Origin of the sequence: Enterococcus sp. 3C7_DIV0644 (assembly GCF_002141235.1) — a bacterium.
Lineage (GTDB): Bacteria > Bacillota > Bacilli > Lactobacillales > Enterococcaceae > Enterococcus_D > Enterococcus_D entomosocium.
The window spans coordinates 2,668,133-2,688,656 of the sequence record NZ_NGLK01000001.1 but is presented as its reverse complement, the minus strand read 5'-3'; the positions used below and the strand labels follow the sequence as shown (position 1 = coordinate 2,688,656).

Sequence of the window (20,524 nt, the reverse complement as noted above, 5' to 3'; positions counted from 1 at the left end):
AACGCTGTAGAGAATTTTTCATAAAGTTTTCTGGTGCCTGCTCTTACTAAATATTATTTTCTTCATCACCAACATCGCCATTAGGAGTCGTTGTCAAATCCCATAACAGTGTTGCCTTATACGTGGTCGCATCTTTAGCAGTAGAACCCGGAACATGCAATTTGATGGCACCATTTTCTACAACATCATTTTTAGAATCAAAATCTTCTGAGGAAAATTGATTTGTCAGTTCTTCTTGATTTCCCCAGACAACTGAAGAAACCCCGGCGCCTTGACCTTTTATCGCTCTCATCACTGAACGAGCAGCCCCGTTTGTGAGTAGTTCTAAATTATCTTCATGAGCGCTAGGTGAATTTAAATTATTGCTTCCCTCGTACCTAATCTCAGAACCAACAAACTCTATCCAAGCACCCGTCAAAATATTGTTTTGTGTTTGTGACTCAAAATTACTTAAACTAACTTCTAGATCCCAACCGGCATTTGTTCCTCGTAGATCATGAACCTGAGCAAAACTGACATAAGGTACTTTATTATCGTCACCCGTTGTTCCAGATTTTTGCTGCATTTCTGCAACCATGTTATATTCTCTATCTTGATTAGAAATTACTTGTGTACCGAAATTCATCGTTGCTACTTTCATGATGGATAATTCTCCAGTGGTCCCAGGAATTTCGGGTTCAATCTCCACATCTGGATTTGGTACTGGATTCACCACCTCTAGCTCTCCATCCTCTTCACCCGCCGGACGAAACTCAACTTGTCCATTCGAGGTTACATCTCGAACCTCTTGTGAATAAGCTTTGGTCGCACTTCCAGCTAAAATAGTGGTAGATAATACGGCAATTGACGCTAAACGAATAAATTTCATATTTCATTCCTACTTTCTTTTAATTCATATATGTTTTTCAATGCTTTCCCCCACCAACAAACGACAATGATAAGTAAACTTAATCCAATCGATTTCCACCAAGTGTTTGTGATCATATTTGTTTGTGGAAAAGTTTTTTCCAAACTTGAACTACCATCTGAAGGTGGCTTGACAACGTGAACTGGTGGCTTAGGCTCTGGCGCGCCAATGGGTTCGTATGTACCAGTGAAACTAATCATGCCTTCAGTTTTCACTTCTTGAGTTTGTGTACCATAAACAATAGTTGGAAAATGGATGAAAACTACTATGCAAAAGACCAACATTCCCTCACCTATTTTTGATTTCATTCACCACCCTCCTTTAGTGAAAATTAGCCATCAATTTAGATGACTCATTGTATTTTTCTTTTATAAAAGCTGAATCACTTCTAACAGATATTTTTGAAAAATAAATCTTTTAGTCTACCTTTTAAAATTAGTGATTCAACTTTTCGAAAAAAAACGGTGCGTTCTGTTTGCTTCTTGCATCTAATAGATTACAAGTGGGTAAGAAAAAATCAAAATCGAAATTTTCATAGCGCCATGCATTTTTGAGAAAAATAACAATTATTTATAACCCGTATATTCATTTATTATTTCTTGCATACTAAGTCCCCCCAGAGAAAACAATTGTTTTTTAATAAAAAAATAGTAAAAATCATTTTTAAAATGGCACCAAATTCGCAAAAATACCGTGCAAAAAAAAACAAAAAAAGCAGCTTTTAAAAATTTTAGGTCTTGCTTTTTTTAAGTTGTTGCTTTCCTATGTCATTCCCTTGATATAGCTAGGCTATTCATATCAATACCGGGTATTTCTTCTAGTTATTAAAAATCAGTAGATAAGAAAAAAACTTTCTTGCTAAAATAACAGGCCATAAATAGAGGGAACTTCCATCATAAACTCATCTCTTTTTCAATATTTGCATAACACGAAGTAAATATCGAATGGCAATTTTGTATCTTCTTTACTACTATATTTTAAGAAGAAAGGGTGATTAAATGAGGGTCGAAAAAGTAAAATTGACTGCTTTTATTTATAAAATGAGCTGTCTGGAATATTCATATTCTTTGATTAAAAGCGGGTATTCCCCTATCAAATTAACCACAGAAGAAGAGAATGAAATTGAATCTATCATCAATACTCGATTACATCGATCCTTGCTATCAGCCAATCGAAGACGATTTAAATTCAGCAAAGTGAAACTTTCAAGAAAAGGAAAATCAGCTTATCAAAAACTAAAAAAGTTTGAGTATCTGATTGATCTTTAGCAAACATTAATACATTCCTATGATTAGACGGATAAAAAGGTAGCAATTAAATGGGTTTACCTAGTGTACGTCCATTTTCCTCAATAATTGAGTGATTTTCTTACCACTATTCAAGTCATAGAAATAGAAAATTATCTATTTATTCGTGGACCAGTTAATAAAATTATCCTCTTCACTAAAAGATTAAAGAAATGTTCCTCCATGATCTATGCATTTGTATCTGAAGGCTACAGCTAGCATTGATCCCTTAGAACCTAGATTTTCTGTCTTAAATTGAACAAATAAAAACGTGGATACAAAAAAGACGCTGAAGAGTCGTTTGTCACTCCTCCAGCGTCTTTGCATTTTTATAATTCCTTGATAAACCGTTTCTGTTCATGACTGCTGTGGTAGCCATGGTTTTCATAAAACTTGTGGGCAGCATGGCGTTTGACATTCGAATTTAATCGAATGCCTTGCATTCCTCGCTGTCGGGCTTCTGCTTCAATTGCCGACAGTAGTTTCCCGCCAACGCCTTGCTTTTGCACTTGATCATCCACTACCAAACCTAGGACATTAAAAAATCGCCCGGCAGAATAAACTGTTGAATATGGCTGTGCTTCAATCATTCCAACTGCTTTTCCCTCTATTTCAGCTACCAGCAAGAGATGATCCTCCTCAGCTAAAATTCTCTTTAGGCCTTCGATCAATACTTCTTCTTCGATTGGATAGCCTAGTACTTTCGACAAATGAGCTAGTTCTTTATGATCAGACAATGCAGCAGCTCTAATTCTCATAGTATTCTCCCACCTTTTGGCTTTTTATTCGGTCTTGTTTTAGATAACTCACATTCATTTATCAACTTAGAAATAAATGACAGCTAGTTGATTTGTACAAGTGCAATAGAAAAAAAGTATACAGACAATGTACTAGAAATCCCTTTGCTATGATCTTTTATGTTATTTAGCTAAACCAGTTTTTAATTTTGATCAAATGAAATGAGTGCATATTCGTTAGGAATATACCTGATTGTCGTATATTCGAATAATTTTCCCATATCATTATAGACCGCATTTTCCAATATTCCCACACAATTATTTTTTCCTAAAGCTAATTCTTTAAAGTCAGAATCTTTTGCAGATTCAACTTTCATTATAGACTTTGATGCAGCGATTTTAAAATCTAAGTTTTGTTTGATATGGTCGTAGATTGATCCGGCTATGATTTTCTCATTAAGACCCTTAACGATACTTTTTTTGAAATAACTCGTATCTGACATCATCGCTTTCCCATCAATGAGGCGTAATCGTTTCACAAGGTATACTCTTTCACCAACCGGAAATGAAATTTTTTTTGCTAATGAATCATCAACAGTCAACTCGTGAAATTCTTGCACAATTGTTTTTTTTTCGACCTCAGTATCTGCGGATAGTGCCTTCAATCCTTGAAAATTTCCTACCTTGAAAGACTTCTTGTCAATCTCGATTCTTTCAAGAATAACTACCCCTCTTCCTTTCACACTATAAACCAATCCATCTTCATTAAGCAGTTGAATCGCTCTGCGAACTGTATTTCTACTAGTACCAAATCGCTCAATTAACGCCATTTCGGTCGGTAAAACCATTGTATCGTTATAGAGTCCCTCATTAATTTCATTTTTCAAAGTGTCATATATATCCCGAAACTTATTCACCATAGTTCCACCTCACTCTTTCAGTTAATTATAACATGATATCATTCTACCTATAAAAAAACTTAAATTTGTTTAAACAAATGCTTGATTATTTGTTTAAACAAATTTAAAATGAGCGTAACCGGTTAAAAGAAATGAGGAGGTTTTATTATGAGTGACAAACAGTTAGCGGAGTACATGATTGAGTACGTTGGTGGAAAAAATAATATCAAAAATGTCATCCACTGCATTACACGTGTTCGTTTCTATCTAGTGGACAAAGAGAAAGCCGATACAACTAAGATAAAAGAGTTGGATGATGTAATGGGCGTAGTAGAAGCTCAAGGACAATATCAGGTGGTTGTTGGAAACAAAGTAAATGCTATTTACGAGGAAGTAATGCGCCAGTTAAACAATGATCAAGTCTTTGATTCTACAGAGGGAGTGGTGGAAAATGATTCCAATAGTGATTTTCTTCAGCTATTTCGAAATGGCTTCAATCAGTTTATTGGCATAATTACAGGTTCAATGATGCCCGTCATCGGTCTTCTTGCAGGAGCTGGAATAATCAAAGGATTACAAGCTTCGTTGGTGACGTTTGGTTTATTACAAGATAGTTCGCAATCTTATCTATTGATTAGCACGATTGCAGATGGCATTTTTTATTTTTTACCTGTCATCTTAGGTTTTACTGCAGCTCAAAAATTAAAGGTGAATCCTATTGTTCTGGCAGTCGTCGGTGCGATACTCATTCACCCAAATATAGTCACTATTGCTTCAAGTACAGCTGCGAAGGTCGCTATTTTTGGCATAGAATTCCCCATTATGAATTATACAGCTTCGGTTTTCCCTATTCTGGTCGCTGCTTGGTTAGCAACGTATGTTGAAAAGTTTTTAAAGAAAATTGTTCCTCTCGTGATTTCTTCCATTGTGTCACCAATCGTTGAAGTTCTGGTACTAAGCTTAGCCGTTCTTCTTATCATCGGACCAATCATAACGATTATTAGTGATGGGCTAGCATTCGGAATTAGTACCATTTTTGACTTTAACACGATTATTGGCGGAGCAGTCTATTGCGCACTTTTTCCAGTCTTAGTGGTCTTCGGCATGCATTGGCCATTGATTCCGATCATCGTCAACGATTTAACTGTTAACGGATTTAGTATGATGAATGCCTTCTCGTCTGTATTGATGATGGGTATTGCGGGTGCAACATGCTCAATCGCATTGAAAACAAAAAAAGCTCAACTAAAACAAGTTGCCTTTGCTGCCACTCTTTCACAAATATGCGGTGTTGGCGAACCTGCAATCTATGGTATTCTACTAAAATACAAAAAAGTCTTCTATCTCGTGACCCTTTCAAATATTTTTGGTGGTGCTCTAGCAGGTTTCCTTCACTTGGTCAACTATGGATTCGCAGGTGGGGTTATAGGATTTGCCTCTTTTATCAACCCGGTTGCAGGGATCGATAAAAACTTCTATGCTTATCTACTCTCTCATATAGGAACATTTTTGCTATCCTTTCTTTTGACTTGGCTTTTTGGTTTCAATGATAAAATGAAAGCTGCAGATGAACTGTAAGGTGATATATGATGAAAAAAATAATTTGGCATCAAGTATTTTCTAATTACCAAGTACTAAACTTTTCTCCTAATGGACGTAAATTACGTTTAAGAATCAAGCAGCCGCTTTCTGGACAACGATTAGCACTCGAACTTTGTAACCGCTATGATTCTTTTGATTTAAACGTAGAGTCGATAAAAATCAGTAGTAATCCGGGAAACCAACAATCCAATGTTATTACCTTAGATAATCGACCACAATTCATTGTCCCAGCTGGATCCACTTTATGGACAGATGACGTTGATTTTTCAGTAACCAAAGGAGCCGATATTCTGATAGAGGCATTATTCTCCAACGAGATCAATCGAGTATCTTCCTCGGCAAACTTACTATCTGATCAAGTAGTCCATTCGAATATAAGAGAAACCAATAACTTTATTTTTGGGATTACTTCAGTTGCTCTAGAAACGAAAGTTGATGCAAAAGTCATTGCTTTTTTTGGCGACTCTTTGACGAATCAAGGATATTTTAGTGATAGTGTCATCGACAATCTAAACAAACGTGGTCTGATTGCAACAAGCTTTAATGCTGGCATATCAGGCAATCGTCTGACACATGCTGGTTCAGGGATTTCTCGTTGGAAAGACAGCTTTGGTGTTGCAGGAATCGACAGGTTCCAAGCAGATGTCGTGGATCAAAAGCCAGATTTGATTGTTTCATTGATTGGGTTAAATGACTTGTTTCACCCAGGAACTGGCTCACCGCTTTCAGAATTACCTATCAAAGAAGAGTTGATCCAACAATACAAAGTTCTAATAAATCTGGCAAAAAAAGCAGACATTCCGTTTGTTCCCCTCACGCTTCCCCCTTTTAACTATTCTTACAACCAAGGAAAGCCGAGTTGGACCGAGGAAAAAGAAGCTATCCGAACTGCGTTTAATCAATGGATAATGACTCAAGCAAATACGATCGATATCAATGATATGGTAAGAGATCCTTCTGATAAAACGAGATTAGCTTCTGCATTTGATTCGGGGGATCATCTGCATTTTTCTCAAACTGGAGGGGAAATTTTAGGAAAAGCTGTGGCTGAGAAAATTCTTTGCCTTTCATTGCTGTGAATTGATAGACTCTCAACAAAAACTGTTAAAAATAGTCAAAAATAAAACCTACCTCCCATACACATCTGGTTAAAATGTATACGGGAGGTTGACCTTTTCACTATGAATTTTCTTCAACTCTGCACTTGAATATCCTTACTCTCGATCACTAGCAATTATTCTACATACAATGTCACAAATTTTGCATGGCCTATCTTTTCAAGAGTGACTACATTCTTTTCCACAAGAAGTGCTTCTTTTGTAGCTTCTTTTAAATCGACTGTTTCTACTACGTTCACTGGATGGTTAAATGTGATCGTCGCGTGTCCAACTTCATCTAAAAGCCCATTGTATAGACGCAAAATATAACCTGGACGAGCTTCGGCTTTTTTCAATACACTTAGGGTCAAATTGCCATTGATCTCAAAAAGACTAAAGTTTGCCGGTAAGGTTGGTTCAACCGGCCCTAAAGTAAAAATCAATCGGGAATTCAGGAATTCTGCGGATTGATAAAGCGTGATCGGTGTTACTGCTTGTTTGGCACGTTGCGCAACATTTGCTTGATCAAATCCTTGCGCAAAGTAAGCAACAGAAAAATCAAAATGCATCGTTTTGTGACACTGCGCAGCTGGTGTCGCAATCACTGATTCTCCTGAAGCACGCCCTGGACGATACAGTAGATTCTCTTTCCCCATGAAGCCATAGGTTCGGAAAATCGTTAAGCGAATCGTATCAAACGCTTCCCCCACGATCTCATATTCACGTACACCCTGAGGCATTACTGCTACGCCATGGGATGCATCGAATAAACTGACAAACGATTGACACGTTTCTATGGCGATCGGTTGCTCATTCCATTGCTCTTTATTGGCTTCCCAAAGGGCCATTTCTTTTTCAAACATAACCGGACGCTGCAATGTACCAAACTGTTGGTCAGCCAGCGAAAATTTCGAGGCAATTCCGGTATCAAATAGCACACATACCCGATGGCTATCCACTTGTTGATTTTCAACCGTTAATTTGAAATCAATTTGTTGCGATTGTTTTTTTAACACGATCGTCAATTGGATCGGCAGTGAAGCCGAGATCTTCTTTTCTGCACGTTCAGCTAAATCCTTCGGAACCCTCAGGGTGAATGCCACATCAATCTTTTGGTAGATCGCTGATTGCTGAATCGAGATCGTTGGTTGCGCATCAATTGATGAAATCACAAAATCTTTCACAGGTGGTGAATAATTGAATGAATCACCATCGTCGCCATTTTCTTCAATAATCCCTTGATTTTGATAAAGTACTTGATTGGTTTTATCTAGAATATCCAACGAACCATTGCTATTGACAGTGATCTGATAGTACTCATTTTCGATCGTATTGGTTGTAATCTCCTGCAATGGTGCGCTTGTATCACCTTTTAAATCAATCGTCAGCTGGGTATACCCCATACTCGGCACGTCAGTCGTTTCTATGGCAATTTTTGCTTTATAGACTTTCTCCGGCAAATAGATCTCCTTGACTGGATCTAATATGTTCCCCTGATTCAACACATACTCCGTTTGGTCGGTAAGCTCTAAAATCGTATAAGGTAACGCCTGACCTGACTGGTCAAGGATCGCAAACTCTTTTTGCGGCAAATAAACCTCTGCTTCGATCACCCCATTACGTTTTGTGTCATAGGTATTGAAAAGCGTAAAAGTAATTTCTTTTGCTTGTGGGTTGTTGATTGCAGTAGAAATCTGTCGTAACGTCAATTCGACAAGATTCATAGAAATATCTCGCGCTTGCTTATAGCGCATATAGATATCTTCGTTGGTCGTATCAGAAACACAAGAACCAATCGAATCATGCGCCGCATTTTCAAACATTAACTTCCAAATCTCTATGACTGTTTCTACGGGGTACTCAAATCCTAATTGCATAGCCATGGTTAAGATAGGCTCCATGACATTGACTAAGTAATGTTGGATCTGGGTGTTCATCGCCTTCAAATCAGGACGTGAAGAAAAAATCGTTTTGTGGATTCGCATCAATTTGCCGTTGATCAGTTCACCAGCGATTTCTTCCAACTCAGGATGGCGTGCTTTGACCGCAGCAATGTATTTTTCGATCGTTGAAAATTGTAACACATACTCATCCTGATACAGTTGATTCATTCGATCAACCAATTCTGGAAGATTTTCTCTAACTGGTGCTTGATCGAAACCATTTGGAAAATACACTTGATCCGTTGCACTGCGTCCCCAAGTCGTTTTAAACGGTTCTTGATGTAAGAACTTTGCTAATTCTACTTCTCGCTCAGGAATGGCACCGCCAATGTAGTACCCACTTGGGATCTGATAAACATTGACCACAGAACCATCTTCTCCACGCCATTTGTACTCTGTGCATTTAACATCGTCATCACTGACACCGCGCCAAAACATCGTGTCAGTGATACCAAACTCACGATAGATTTGCGGCATACTAGCTGCTTGTCCGAAAGAATCTGGCACATAGCCGACATTCATGTAGGTTCCGAATGCTTCACAAATTTTCATGCCATATAACATATTTCGAACAATGCTTTCTCCCGAAATCACTAATTGATCGGTTTGTGTGTACCATGGACCAATGATCAACTTCCCTTGTTGAACAAGTTGTTGAATCCTTTCTTTGTCCTGCGGACGCCATTTCAAGTAATCATCTAACAGAGAAGCCTGTCCATCTAAGATAAAACTTTCATAAGGATCATCCTTTTCTAGTTGTTCAATGACGTTTTTTAGATCGTGCATCAAATAGATTTTCGAGCGACTCGTCGTAAAATACCATTCGCGATCCCAATGACTGTGGGGTACGACATGTACTGTTTTTTTCATTCAATCATTCCTCTCCCGTGATTAGAAAAGGCACGTAACGATGGGTGTCGTTCGTGCCTATTAATTTTTCTCAATTTTTTTACCATCTGGTACACATAATTTGATTCTTACACAAATACTTCGAATTTTGAAAATCGATTCTCTTCAAATACTCTCGTTTTCTTCCCCAAGTCTTGACATTGTCAGATGCCTTAAAGCGTTCTTGAAAAATCACCTGCTCGTGCCTTTTCTTTTGCTACTATTTAGCTAATCAGCCTTGTTGCTTAATTTTCAAAGCTCACTTCAATATCATCGAGGGCAATATCTTCTGTTTGTTCTTCTTGCTTATTGAAATTCACGAATAAAGGCGCGACAAAACCGATGAAGGCTGCTCCTGCAAATAGTCCAATCAAATACGCCCAACCGTTTCCAACAGTGAAGAAGCCGTATATTCCCCCAACTGGCGGCATTTTGTCATACATTCCTAATGCGATCCCCAAACCAGAAGCGATTGCTCCTCCCAACATGTTGATCGGCACAAGCCGTAATGGATTGACTAATGTAAAAGGAATTGCTCCTTCTGTGATTCCGATAAACCCCATAATAAAGTTATTACGCCCAGCATCCAGTAGCTCTTTGTTGAATCGATTTTTGTGGAACAAAGTTGCTAAGGCATATCCAAATGGTACCGCACAAATCGCAACATTCACGATGATAGCTGGCAAAAAGACCCCTTCCGCTAGTAACACATTTCCTGCCATCCAAGCAGCTTTGTTTACAGGTCCCCCTAAGTCAGAGCCAATCATTGCCCCCATGATGACTGCCAGTAAAATTTTGTTAACGTCATTTTCAATCATGGTTCGGATCCATTCAACCAAACTAGTATTGATCCACGCCAATGGCTCAGAGAGTAAGGCGCCCATGACGATTGCTACAGACAATGTAGCAATCAAGGGTAAAATTACCAGCGGCATCACCCCAGCAAACGACTCCGGTAATTTGATATGTTCTTTCGCCCACTTCACTAAGTATCCTGCTAAGAACCCAGCAATAACTGCCCCTAAAAACCCAGCATTGGTGCTAGAAGCGACTGCACCACCGATAAAGCCGGCACCTAGCGCAGCCTTATCTCCAACAGAATACGCGATAAAACCAGCCAAGACAGTATTGATCAAGCCGATTCCTGTCCACCCTACTTGTTCAATCAAATAAAGCGCATGTTTAAAGCCTTCCGTGTCAGCATAAGGATCTAAGCTTGTGATCCCCATACCAAGAGCAATCATTTTCGGAATGGCAACAACCAGTGAAGCACCAATAATCAATGGCAGTACAAAACTAATTCCACTCATCAAGTGGCCTTTTAAATCTGCTAGAACTCTTTTCATCATCCTTGCCTCTTTCCTTTAGTTTGCGTTTCTTTGTTCAACAGCAGCGACACATTTCTTCAGCACCGCTTCCGGTGCTTTGATACACGTATTGATATTTACTCGAATTTGCGGTTTTCCTTCAAACCGTTCCATCCCAACAACTTTTTGGTCAGTCGCTAAAAGCAAGAAATCTGCTTCTTTTGCTTCGGCTGCAGTGATCTCATTGACTTGCCCTAACGAGCCTTGCTGTTCGATCTTGACCTCATAGCCAAGTTTCGCACCAGCTTTTTCTAAAGCTTTTGCCGCCATCGGTGTATGTGCCAATCCTGCTGGACAGGCGGAAATCCCTACTATTTTCATATAATTTTCTCTCCCATCATTTCCTTTTTGATCAATTCTGCTAAATAAGCTTTGTCTTCTGATTGTTGAATCTGCTGGATGAATGTCTCTTCAAGCAATGCGGTTGCTAGACGACTCAGCATTTGCAGATGCACCGTTCCTTCATCTTTTTTAGGGACCATCAAAGCAAACACATTTTTGACTGCCGAATCATCGAAAGTTTCCCATTCGATGGCTTGCTCTAAACGAATAAACAAAACGGTCGGTTCCAAAACCGGTTCAGCTTTTGCATGTGGAATAGCAAAGCCTTCTTGTAAGCCGGTTGAATATTGTGCTTCCCGTTCAATGAATGCCTCACATGTATCTGCTGCATTGGTAACGATCCCTGATTCATAGGCATGATGCGCAATTACGTGAAACAGTTCTTCTTTTGATGTAACAGCCACATTCAAGAGAATATTTTTTTCCTGAAAATCCATCTCATCTGCTCCTTTCCTTTATTATGAAACCATTAGCGTAATTCGTGTGGTTTATTTTCTGTACACGTTTAATTTACGGTTTCTGATTCACCATGTAAACACAACAAATTTCCAATTCAAGCGGCAATCATTAGTAAAGCGTTTTCCAAAATGATTGCCAACTCTTCTGGAAACTTTCGGTACTGGTGAAGCATTTCCTTCTTATTCTTTCTATTGTATGATGAGAAAGAGCACGGAGGTGAAACAAGTGTCAAAACTTGCTTATCAACGATTAGATGATCTAATGGAAGTATTAACTAGACAAACGGCGCCGCTACCAATGAAGGAGTTAACAAAAAGCTTCTCGATTTCTGAGCGAACGGTTCGGACCGACATTGCAAATTTGAATGATTTGTTAACAAATGTAGGAGCCTCCATCAAGTTGATTCGAGGACAAGGCTATTTGTTGTCTATTGGTTCAAAAGAACGATTTCATGACTGGTGGACTGAAAGTATGTCGACTACCGAGTCCTTTCTAACTACGAGTGAAGAACGACAAGCTTATCTACTTTTCCTTTTATTTAAGAATGAAACCCCTTTATCCTTGGATGATTTTCTTGATCGATTATTTATTAGTAAAAACACCTTTTACTCATACTTAAAAACGGCTCGAGACAATTTAGCGACCTATCAATTAAAAATAGTAAATCGTCCAAATATTGGCTTTGAAGTCTTGGGTAACGAATTCGCCAAACGCCAAGCAATCAGTGATCTGTTGATTGAAAAAGATCTCCAAGAGTATTTGGTCGGCTTCACGGAAATGGAACTTGAGTTGTTTGATACGATTGATCTAACCCGCTTGCAAGAATTGTCATTAAATCATCTGGCACCCTTAGACTTATTAGACTCTGATTACTATCATAAAAACATTCTTTCTCATTTTGCTTTAGCAATCAGTCGCTTTATAGCCGGTCATCAGATCAACGAATTTCCCTTGCATGTGCCCGTGCTCAAAAAAGACGCCCAGAAAGTTGTAGGTCACTTCTTAGAAGAAATCGATCATGCATTTGATATACAATTGACTGCTGGAGAAAAACAATACTTCATTTACTATCTCGCGATGAACGCACCACGTTTAGTTGAAACAGGCGATGCAAGCGATTCTTCCACGAAAACTGCGAAAGCCATTGTGGAAGAATTATTAACTGCGATCAAACAGACGTCAAACTATGCATTAGAGACAGACAAGATGCTAATAGAAGATCTGACATCTCATATTGAGGGCTTTATCAATATGAATCTAATGGATGCACGCCGTAGCAATCCATTGCTGGCAACGATCAGAAAATCTTTTCCACAGGCTTATGATTTATGTTTGACTCATTTAGAAACGGTAAGCCTGAAACACGGTTTTTATTTTTCTCCTGATGAGATCGGCTATATCGCTTTGCACATCGCAGGTGCTATGGAAAGGAATTCCATCAGAAATCATCATAAACATCGCGTCATCCTTGTTTGTGGAACTGGTCGAGCCATGAGTCGTATTATTGAAGCAAAAATTATCAAGCACTATCAAGAAACGATCGAAGTCGTTGATCGCTTTTCTTACGTCGAGCTACAACAATGTGATCTTTCTGCGATTGACTTTGTGATCACAACCGTTCCATTAGAACAGTTTTCGGTTCCCTCTATTTACATCAACATGGCCAAGCTAGATAAAGAAATTGGCAAAATCGAACCGTTCATTGAAACGCTCAGTGAAACAAAAGACGGCATCTATTCATTGTTTCAAAAAGCATTTTTTCTTCATGAAAATCATGCAGATAAAGAAACCTTACTAAAGAAAATGGCGCAGCAATTGTACCAAAAAGATTTTGTGCCCCAAGATTTTTATGACAGTGTGAAAAAACGAGAAGCAATCAATCAGACCAATATTAACGAGTGGCTTGCTATCCCCCACCCCATGACATTGCTGGCAAAACGCTCAGCCGTTTCAGTGGCGATCATTCCTGATGGTGTTGATTGGGGAAATGGTGATTTGGTTAAATTTGTCTTTCTCTTTGCGATTCAAAAAGACGAATATGAAGATACCGAAGAAATCTATAGTCTTTTATTAGAATTGATGGATCGTGAAGATATTCAACAAGCAATCTTACAAAAAAGTGACTATCACCACTTTTTGAGCTGTATCAAGCAATTATAAAAGGAGCTGGGGAATCCAGCTCCTTTTGTTGATTCTAACTTTTGTGAAATGCATGCAAACTATGGTTAGTAAATGAAAAGATTCTGAATTCAGAGAGTTTGACAATCTCTCCCTTTTCAGCTAAGATTTTATTATTGTTACATTAATTGAATATCCAAAACACCACCGGGTGATAGAAGTGTTTGGTAAACTCATTAGGTCCTTGAAGAGTTTACTGAATGCTTATTTTTTTTTGAGGAGGAGAATAAATTATGACATGGATTTATTTACTTTTAGGAGGATTTTTTGAGGTCGTATGGGCATCTACCATGAAACTGAGCAACGGGTTTAGCCACTTTTGGTATAGTATTTCAACAGTCATCGGAATGCTTTTCAGTTTTGGCTTCTTGGCTTTAGCGGTCAAAAACCTACCATTAAGTATCGCTTATCCTGTTTGGACAGGGATAGGTGCGGTGGGATCGATTATTGTGGGGGTCGTGTTCTTTAAAGACCAGCTATCCCTTCTGACTTGGGTTTTCGTCGTCTTATTAATAGTTGGTATTTTGGGCATCAAGTTTACCAGCGGACATTGATTTAGCCATTTGATAATAGTTTTGCTAGCCTTTTTGTAGGTACCTTCATTAATCAAGCGCCTTGACTCATATATCGAAACACGGATCCAAATCGCCTTTTTCAGCCAATCTAAAGATTTTTTTGCAATTAGCCTATAGATAAAAAATATTTTCAAAAAACGTTTGACCTTATAGTCACTCTAACCTTTATGCTATTCATGTAAAGAAAACGGAGGGAAAATAATGAAACAATGGCATAATTTGGATATTGAAAAGGTGCAGTCAGCGACAAGTGAGACGTTTATCACAAATGAGGTACGTAAAGCGTATCAAGAAAAACACGGGAAAAATAAATTACAAGCATCAGAAAAGACACCCGAATGGAAGAAGTTTTTATCTTACTTCCACGATGCGTTAATGTATGTCTTGATCGGTGCAGCTGTTTTAAAATTTATTACGGGAAGTCTAATTGAAGGAGCGATCGTTTTACTAGTGGTCGTTTTAAACGCAATGATTGGTTATTATCAAGAGAGAAAAGCAGATGATTCACTATCTAGCATTTCAAAATTACTTAGTTCAAAGGCGACAGTCGAATCTGAAAACGGACGCCTTTTAATCGATGCAGAAGATTTGATTCCAGGGGACCGTGTTTATTTAGCACCTGGTGATGTTATTCCTGCTGATTTGCGTATGGAAACTGTGAATCAACTAAAAATAGATGAATCGATTCTGACTGGAGAGCCTGATGCAGTCGTAAAAACAACTGCTCGTTTAGAGGGGCAAATAGCACTTGCTGAACGAACCAATATGGCGTATTCAGGTACGCAAGTACAGTCAGGAACTGGAAAAGGGCTCGTTGTTGAAATTGGCTCGGACACTGAGATTGGTAAAATCAATGCTTCTTTAGCAACCATTGAAGTGAAAGAAACCCCTTTATTGAAAAAAGTGAACGAAATGAATCATGCTATTTTTAAAGGGATCGGCGTCTTTATCTTCTTATTAGGACTGATCAGCTACTTCATTTATGGCATGAGTCCGATGTATATCGTGTCAGCAATCATTGCTTTGATCGTTTCTTCTATTCCTGAGGGATTGCCTTCTATCTTGACGATTATTCTGTCTTCCGGCGTGAAAAATATGTCGGAGCAAAATGCGATCGTAAAGGGATTGCCTACTGTCGAAACACTTGGCTCAATGACAGTCATCTGTTCTGATAAAACAGGTACTTTGACCAAAAACGATATGACCCTTACCAATGTGTTTTCTAATAATCAGGTAACAGTGATTGATCATGAAGACCAAACAGATTCTTCGAACAACGAACTGCTAGCCAAAATCATGCAAAACTGTCAAGAAACACAGAGTTTCGGTGATCGCCACTGTCCAGTGACCGGAAATGCAACAGAATTAGCTTTATTACGTTGGACCAATCGTATTGGCACACCGCGGATCAAGAGTCTAGAAACATTACCTTTTGACTCAAAATATAAGTATATGGCAACAAGCCATTTGATCAATGGGAAAAAGCGGATTTTTGTAAAGGGTGCTCCAGATATCGTTTTAAATAAAGCGACTGCTGCACATATTGATGGGCAGATAGCGGAGTTTGATCATGCACAGTGGGAAAAGATCAATTTGGCTTTTGCTTCAGAGGGACAACGAGTGATCGCGTTTGCTTATAAAGATGTAGATACAACGACTGAATTGACTCATGAAGAGATGGACGAGCTCGTAATCATCGGATTAGCTGGCATTATCGATCCAGCAAAAGAATCAGCGATCGAAGCGGTAGCAGATTGTAAAAAAGCCGGGGTCAGAGTCGTAATGATCACCGGGGATCACCCAACGACCGCAAAAGCGATTGCCAAAAAATTAGGAATCGACCATTCTGAACGGGCAATCACTGGAACTGAATTGGATCGTTTATCCACAGATGAGTGGCAAAGAGTGGTAAAAAATACCAATATTTTTGCCCGAACGACACCTGAGCATAAACTGATGATCGTTACTTATTTACAAGAACAAGGCGAAATCGTTGGAATGACTGGTGATGGGGTCAATGACGCACCCGCACTTAGAAAAGCAGATGTAGGGATCGCCATGGGAATTAAAGGAAGCGATGTTAGTAAACAAGCTGCCGACATGATCCTCATTGACGATAATTTTGAAACGATTGCAAAAGCAATCAAAGAAGGCCGTCGAATTTTTGATAATTTAAAAAAGACGATCCTCTTCTACTTGCCAACCTGTCTGGCCCAGGGGCTTTTGCTGATCGTTTCTATGTTGGGAAATCTTCCTTTACCACTAAGCACAGTGCAGATTCTTTGGTTAAATCTAGTTGCGTCAATTACACTCTCCTATGCGTTAGGTTTTGAACCAGCTCACAAAATGATCATGAATCGAGCACCTCGTGATATGAAAGAAAAAATCATTTCCAAATATACACTCTTTCGAATCGTTTATGTCGGCCTACTCTTGACCTTCTTCGGCTTTCTAACGATGAATGCATTCGGCGACGAAGCTGTCAGACAAACCGTTTTGATCAATGCGATCGTTTTCGGTCAAGCTTTTTACATGATCAACTGTCGTGAGATCACGGATTCAGCCTTCAGTAACAAAATCAAGCAGAATAAAGCCTTGATTTACTCATTACTTGTTATGGCGATTCTCCAATTAGGAATGGTCTATTTTTCACCATTGCAAAGTATCTTACAGACCACCTCTTTAACTTTATCCGAACTGCTTATCAGTGTTATCCCAGCAACTCTACTTTTCTTATTAGTAGAATCTGAAAAGCACGTAACACGAGTCATTCTAAAGGAAACTACTCCCACCTACTCAATGGATACCAAAGTAGAGAAATAAGAACAGTTCTATTTCATAAGTCATCTTATCGATAAACTTGCTGAATCACTAAGTACCAATAGATACGTTTCTCCTTGATCGATCCCGTTTTAATCGGGTTGATCAAGGAGAATTTCTATTTTACTCACGTATTCTTCCGGTAAATTCGTCTCATGAAAATCAATCAAGTAGAACTCATAAAAATTTCCTTTCGCGACCAGTCTATTTTTCTTTAGGTAACTTTTTAGTTCTGCTAAAGCAGCTAAACGCTGCTTATATGTGCCCGTATAATAAATAGCGAGATACTCTCCTGCAGGCATTGTAAATGCCTTCTCATCTGCCAAATCGTTTGCCAGACAATAGAAAACTTGATGCCTAAATGCGTCTTCGTGCGGCAGTAAAATCGTTCCGAAAACATTTTGATTATTGGCATGCAGTTCTTTTTCAAATTGTTTGTGCAGGCGTTTAAGTTCAAAGTACAAGTCTTTCCCCATTGTGTCTTTCTCTTGACTTAAAACAAGGTACCGTTCTTCATAAAATGTACGTTCAATTTCATGGTTTTGCTTTTTTTCAGCGTAGACAAGCAAGTCAATTCGCTCTTTTAACAAATCTTGTTTCTCTTTTAACGCATGGATTCTATCTTCTAATTGCTCCATCTCGAAATGAAGGATTTCTTTAGTCAGCGCTTTATTCTTTGTATCCAAGTAGTTCTTAATTTCCTCAAGTGACACATCAAAAAAACGCAGGTCTCTAATGGTATTTAATCGCTCAATATCCTCGTATGAGTAATCTCGATACCCATTCTCAGTATAGTTGGGTGATAGCAAACCAATTTGTTCATAGTACCTAAGAGTATGTGGTGTGATATCATAGTTTTCACTCACTTGTTTTATCTTCATAGTTCCATCCCTCCCTTTATCTTTCATAGCGTGTCTCTGTCACAAAATCATATCATAATTTTCTTCAGAAAACGAAGGAGTTTTTCTATTGAAGTGGTCAGAAGGTTTGGTGTGTGATAGTACTTGAACAAGCTTCAAATCATAATGAAAAGACTGCTGATAAATTTCCAAGATTAGTATGGGAAATTATCAGCAGTCTTCTACTTCGCCAGTATTCTATTCCATTTCATAAGAAAGCTTTTTCTGATTTCTTATTTTCGTTTCTGTCTTAAGCGTCTTAAGAAAAATGCTAGCAGGGATGATACCGCCATAGTCACTCCAGCGTATAATATGAAGGGTTCCTCTTTCTCTCCTGTTTTTGGAAGACTTTTTTCACTCGTGACTGTTCTTGTTGTTTCTGATACGTTAGTCGTTATTTTCATATCAGTAGACGGTGTGTTATCATCTGTTTTTGTCTGATCACTTGGCGTGTTGCTCGACTCTTTTGATGAGTCTGTTGGATTGGCTTCGTCTGTTGCATTTTTTATATACGTCACAGTCAGCTCCGTATCTTCATCTTCTGCAGTCATTCCTGTTTGTTCTTTGACTGTCGTCAGGTCTGCCGTGTAGCCCTCAATTTGCTTGCTTTTCACCTCATCAAATGTCGTGTCACCATTTGTGGCTGTCCAGTCAGTATATGCGACTTCACCAGTCAGCAGATTGGTTGTTTCCGTGCGTGTATAGGTTAAGGTTTCCGTATAACTTTCTGCCGCTTGGCTACCATCTTCATAAACATAATGTATCGTCCGCGAAACCTCTTTGCTTTCCTCTTTCGTTTCCGTATTTGCTTTGTAGATCACAGTCAACTCGGTATCTTTTGCATCGGGTTGAATATTCGTAATTGCTTCGATTAACTCATTATCTGGTGTGCAATATTCAATCATTGGGCTGGAAATTTCAGCAAAAGTCGTGTCGTTGTCTTTTGCCTTCCATTCGCCATAGGTCACTACACCAGTTGCCAAATTCTTTGCTATCACCCGGGTGAACGTGACTTTATCGGTATGATCGTCCGCCGCTTTGCTACCATCTTCATAGACGTAATGAATCGTTTGCTTGACTTCCTCAGTTTCTGTTGCGGTTTCCATTTTTGGCACATACGTAACGGTGACTTCGATGTCTTGATTATCAACCGCTACTCCTGTAACTGCTTCGATCGTTTCCTTATCGACGGTATAGTTCTTAATCTCAGGACTCTTCACTTCGTCAAATGTCGTATCGTTTTCTTTGGCTTGCCATTCTCCATAGATCTTGTCACCAGTTGCTTCATTCGTTGTCACTGTGCGTGTAAAGGTCACCGTGTCTACTTTGTCTGGGGCTGCTTCTTTGCCGTCTTCATACACATAATGAACCGTTTGTTTGACCTCTTTGGTTTCTGTTGACTCAGTCATATTTGGTGAGTAAGTAACAGTCACTTCACGATCTTTGTCCTTTGCTGTCAAACCTGTGACTTTCTCAATGCTTGTTTTGTCTGCATGATAGTTCTTGATCTCAGGACTCTTCACTTCATCAAATGTTGTATCATCACCTTTGGCTTGCCATTCTCCATAGGTCTTGTCACCAGTTGCTTCGTTGGCGGTGACCGTCCGCGTGAACGTGACCGTGTCTACTTTATCTGGCGCGGCTTCTTTGCCGTCTTCATACATATAATGGATCGTTTGTTTGACCTCTTTGGTCTCCGTAGATTCGATCATATTTGGCGAATAAGTGACAGTCACTTCGCGATCTTCTGATTCTGCAGTCAGACCTGTGACTTTATCAACCGTTTTTTGGTCCGCATTGTATTTGTCAATTTCTGGACTTAACACTTCATCAAACATCGTATCATCATCTTGGGCTTGCCATTCGCCATAGGTCTTGTTGCCAGTTGCTTCGTTCGTGGTGACCGTTCGAGTGAACGTAACCGTGTCTACTTTGTCTGGGGCGGCTTCTTTGCCGTCTTCATATACAAAATGGATCATTCGTTTGACTTCTTTGGTTTCTGTTGACTCGGTCATATTTGGTGAGTAAGTAACAGTCACTTCACGATCCTTGTCTTCTGCTGTCAAACCTGTGACTTCCTCGATGCTTGTTTTGTCTGCGTGATAGTTCTTGATCTCAGGACTCTTCACTTCGTCAAATTTCGTGTCATCATCTTTCGCTTGCCATTCGCCAAAAGTTTTGTCACCTGTTGCTTCATTTATTGTGACAGTTCGTGTAAAAGTAACAGTGTCCGTTTTGTCTGGCGCGGCTTCTTTGCCATCTCCATACACATAATGGATCGTTTGGTTGACTTCTTTGGTCTCCGTAGATTCGATCATGTTTGGCGAATAAGTGACAGTCACTTCGCGATCTTCTGATTCTGCAGTCAACTCAGTGACTTTCTCAACCATTTTTTGGTCTGCATTGTACTTGTCTATTTCTGGACTTAACACTTCATCAAACATCGTGTCATCATCTTGGGCTTGCCATTCGCCATAGGTATTTTTCCCTGTTGCTTCATTCGTTGTCACTGTGCGTGTAAAGGT

General features: G+C 39.1%; 15 protein-coding genes. 5 read left to right on the top strand and 10 right to left on the bottom strand.

The genetic code is table 11. The features are described from left to right. Positions 1–46: 46 nt before the first annotated feature. The 4 genes from A5877_RS12690 to A5877_RS12670 all read right to left on the bottom strand — a co-directional run bounded on the left by A5877_RS12690 (position 47) and on the right by A5877_RS12670 (position 3,850). A complete protein-coding gene (locus A5877_RS12690) occupies positions 47–868 on the bottom strand; it encodes a WxL domain-containing protein (protein WP_005237417.1) in 822 nt (273 codons plus the stop codon). After that, positions 865–1,215: a hypothetical protein gene (locus A5877_RS12685; protein ID WP_005237418.1), complete on the bottom strand. Its 351-nt coding sequence runs from the start codon at positions 1,213–1,215 to the stop codon at positions 865–867. The genes A5877_RS12690 and A5877_RS12685 overlap by 4 nt, the downstream gene beginning before the upstream one ends. Before the next feature lie 1,307 nt (positions 1,216–2,522). Then, on the bottom strand, positions 2,523–2,951 hold the full coding sequence (locus A5877_RS12675) for a GNAT family N-acetyltransferase (protein ID WP_008377173.1): 429 nt from the start codon (positions 2,949–2,951) through the stop codon (positions 2,523–2,525). Between the two features lie 182 nt (positions 2,952–3,133). Further along, entirely contained in the window at positions 3,134–3,850 is a 717-nt protein-coding gene (locus A5877_RS12670; RefSeq protein ID WP_005237422.1) for a GntR family transcriptional regulator, read from the bottom strand. Between the two features lie 147 nt (positions 3,851–3,997). Between A5877_RS12670 and A5877_RS12665 the strand changes: the two genes are divergently transcribed. Then, positions 3,998–5,407 carry a PTS transporter subunit EIIC gene (locus A5877_RS12665; protein WP_016613049.1) on the top strand — a complete coding sequence of 470 codons (1,410 nt, stop codon included), beginning with the start codon at positions 3,998–4,000 and terminating at the stop codon, positions 5,405–5,407. Positions 5,408–5,418: 11 nt separating this feature from the next. Further along, positions 5,419–6,510: a GDSL-type esterase/lipase family protein gene (locus A5877_RS12660; protein WP_233499088.1), complete on the top strand. Its 1,092-nt coding sequence runs from the start codon at positions 5,419–5,421 to the stop codon at positions 6,508–6,510. A gap of 155 nt (positions 6,511–6,665) precedes the next feature. Here the strand turns inward: A5877_RS12660 and mngB are convergent, their stop codons facing one another. The 4 genes from mngB to A5877_RS12640 form a co-directional block, all read right to left on the bottom strand. Next, positions 6,666–9,341 carry a mannosylglycerate hydrolase gene (mngB, locus tag A5877_RS12655; protein WP_005237425.1) on the bottom strand — a complete coding sequence of 892 codons (2,676 nt, stop codon included), beginning with the start codon at positions 9,339–9,341 and terminating at the stop codon, positions 6,666–6,668. Between the two features lie 263 nt (positions 9,342–9,604). Next, positions 9,605–10,705, bottom strand: coding sequence for a PTS fructose transporter subunit IIC (locus tag A5877_RS12650; RefSeq protein WP_008377165.1), 1,101 nt, complete (start codon positions 10,703–10,705; stop codon positions 9,605–9,607). 18 nt (positions 10,706–10,723) lie between these two features. Beyond that, complete coding sequence (locus A5877_RS12645) at positions 10,724–11,047, bottom strand: PTS fructose transporter subunit IIB (RefSeq protein WP_005237427.1); 324 nt, start codon at positions 11,045–11,047, stop codon at positions 10,724–10,726. Continuing rightward, positions 11,044–11,505 carry a PTS sugar transporter subunit IIA gene (locus A5877_RS12640; protein ID WP_005237428.1) on the bottom strand — a complete coding sequence of 154 codons (462 nt, stop codon included), beginning with the start codon at positions 11,503–11,505 and terminating at the stop codon, positions 11,044–11,046. Before A5877_RS12640 ends, A5877_RS12645 begins: the two co-directional genes overlap by 4 nt. A 247-nt stretch (positions 11,506–11,752) precedes the next feature. On the opposite strand from A5877_RS12640, the gene A5877_RS12635 reads away from it, so the two are divergent. The 3 genes from A5877_RS12635 to A5877_RS12625 all read left to right on the top strand — a co-directional run bounded on the left by A5877_RS12635 (position 11,753) and on the right by A5877_RS12625 (position 17,103). Next, a complete protein-coding gene (locus A5877_RS12635; RefSeq protein ID WP_034872182.1) occupies positions 11,753–13,687 on the top strand; it encodes a BglG family transcription antiterminator in 1,935 nt (644 codons plus the stop codon). Positions 13,688–13,938: 251 nt separating this feature from the next. Beyond that, positions 13,939–14,259 carry a multidrug efflux SMR transporter gene (locus A5877_RS12630; RefSeq protein WP_005237430.1) on the top strand — a complete coding sequence of 107 codons (321 nt, stop codon included), beginning with the start codon at positions 13,939–13,941 and terminating at the stop codon, positions 14,257–14,259. A gap of 222 nt (positions 14,260–14,481) precedes the next feature. Beyond that, complete coding sequence (locus A5877_RS12625) at positions 14,482–17,103, top strand: HAD-IC family P-type ATPase (RefSeq protein WP_016613044.1); 2,622 nt, start codon at positions 14,482–14,484, stop codon at positions 17,101–17,103. A gap of 89 nt (positions 17,104–17,192) precedes the next feature. On the opposite strand, the gene A5877_RS12620 is transcribed toward A5877_RS12625, so the two are convergent. Together A5877_RS12620 and A5877_RS12610 are read right to left on the bottom strand one after the other, a co-directional pair. Then, positions 17,193–17,981, bottom strand: a complete 789-nt coding sequence (locus tag A5877_RS12620) for a MerR family transcriptional regulator (protein ID WP_005237432.1) — start codon at positions 17,979–17,981, stop codon at positions 17,193–17,195. A 251-nt stretch (positions 17,982–18,232) separates the two neighbouring features. Next, on the bottom strand, positions 18,233–20,524 hold a 2,292-nt coding region (locus tag A5877_RS12610; RefSeq protein ID WP_139843942.1), incomplete at its 5' end, for an LPXTG cell wall anchor domain-containing protein.

Excerpts from the sequence above, each read along its gene's own strand:
- A5877_RS12625 (WP_016613044.1), top strand. The coding sequence starts at position 14,482 with ATGAAACAATGGCATAATTTGGATATTGAAAAGGTGCAGTCAGCGACA.
- A5877_RS12620 (WP_005237432.1), bottom strand. The coding sequence starts at position 17,981 with ATGAAGATAAAACAAGTGAGTGAAAACTATGATATCACACCACATACT.
- A5877_RS12650 (WP_008377165.1), bottom strand. The coding sequence starts at position 10,705 with ATGAAAAGAGTTCTAGCAGATTTAAAAGGCCACTTGATGAGTGGAATT.
- A5877_RS12630 (WP_005237430.1), top strand. The coding sequence starts at position 13,939 with ATGACATGGATTTATTTACTTTTAGGAGGATTTTTTGAGGTCGTATGG.
- A5877_RS12690 (WP_005237417.1), bottom strand. The coding sequence starts at position 868 with ATGAAATTTATTCGTTTAGCGTCAATTGCCGTATTATCTACCACTATT.
- A5877_RS12645 (WP_005237427.1), bottom strand. The coding sequence starts at position 11,047 with ATGAAAATAGTAGGGATTTCCGCCTGTCCAGCAGGATTGGCACATACA.
- mngB (WP_005237425.1), bottom strand. The coding sequence starts at position 9,341 with ATGAAAAAAACAGTACATGTCGTACCCCACAGTCATTGGGATCGCGAA.
- A5877_RS12675 (WP_008377173.1), bottom strand. The coding sequence starts at position 2,951 with ATGAGAATTAGAGCTGCTGCATTGTCTGATCATAAAGAACTAGCTCAT.
- A5877_RS12640 (WP_005237428.1), bottom strand. The coding sequence starts at position 11,505 with ATGGATTTTCAGGAAAAAAATATTCTCTTGAATGTGGCTGTTACATCA.
- A5877_RS12685 (WP_005237418.1), bottom strand. The coding sequence starts at position 1,215 with ATGAAATCAAAAATAGGTGAGGGAATGTTGGTCTTTTGCATAGTAGTT.
- A5877_RS12660 (WP_233499088.1), top strand. The coding sequence starts at position 5,419 with ATGAAAAAAATAATTTGGCATCAAGTATTTTCTAATTACCAAGTACTA.
- A5877_RS12670 (WP_005237422.1), bottom strand. The coding sequence starts at position 3,850 with ATGGTGAATAAGTTTCGGGATATATATGACACTTTGAAAAATGAAATT.
- A5877_RS12665 (WP_016613049.1), top strand. The coding sequence starts at position 3,998 with ATGAGTGACAAACAGTTAGCGGAGTACATGATTGAGTACGTTGGTGGA.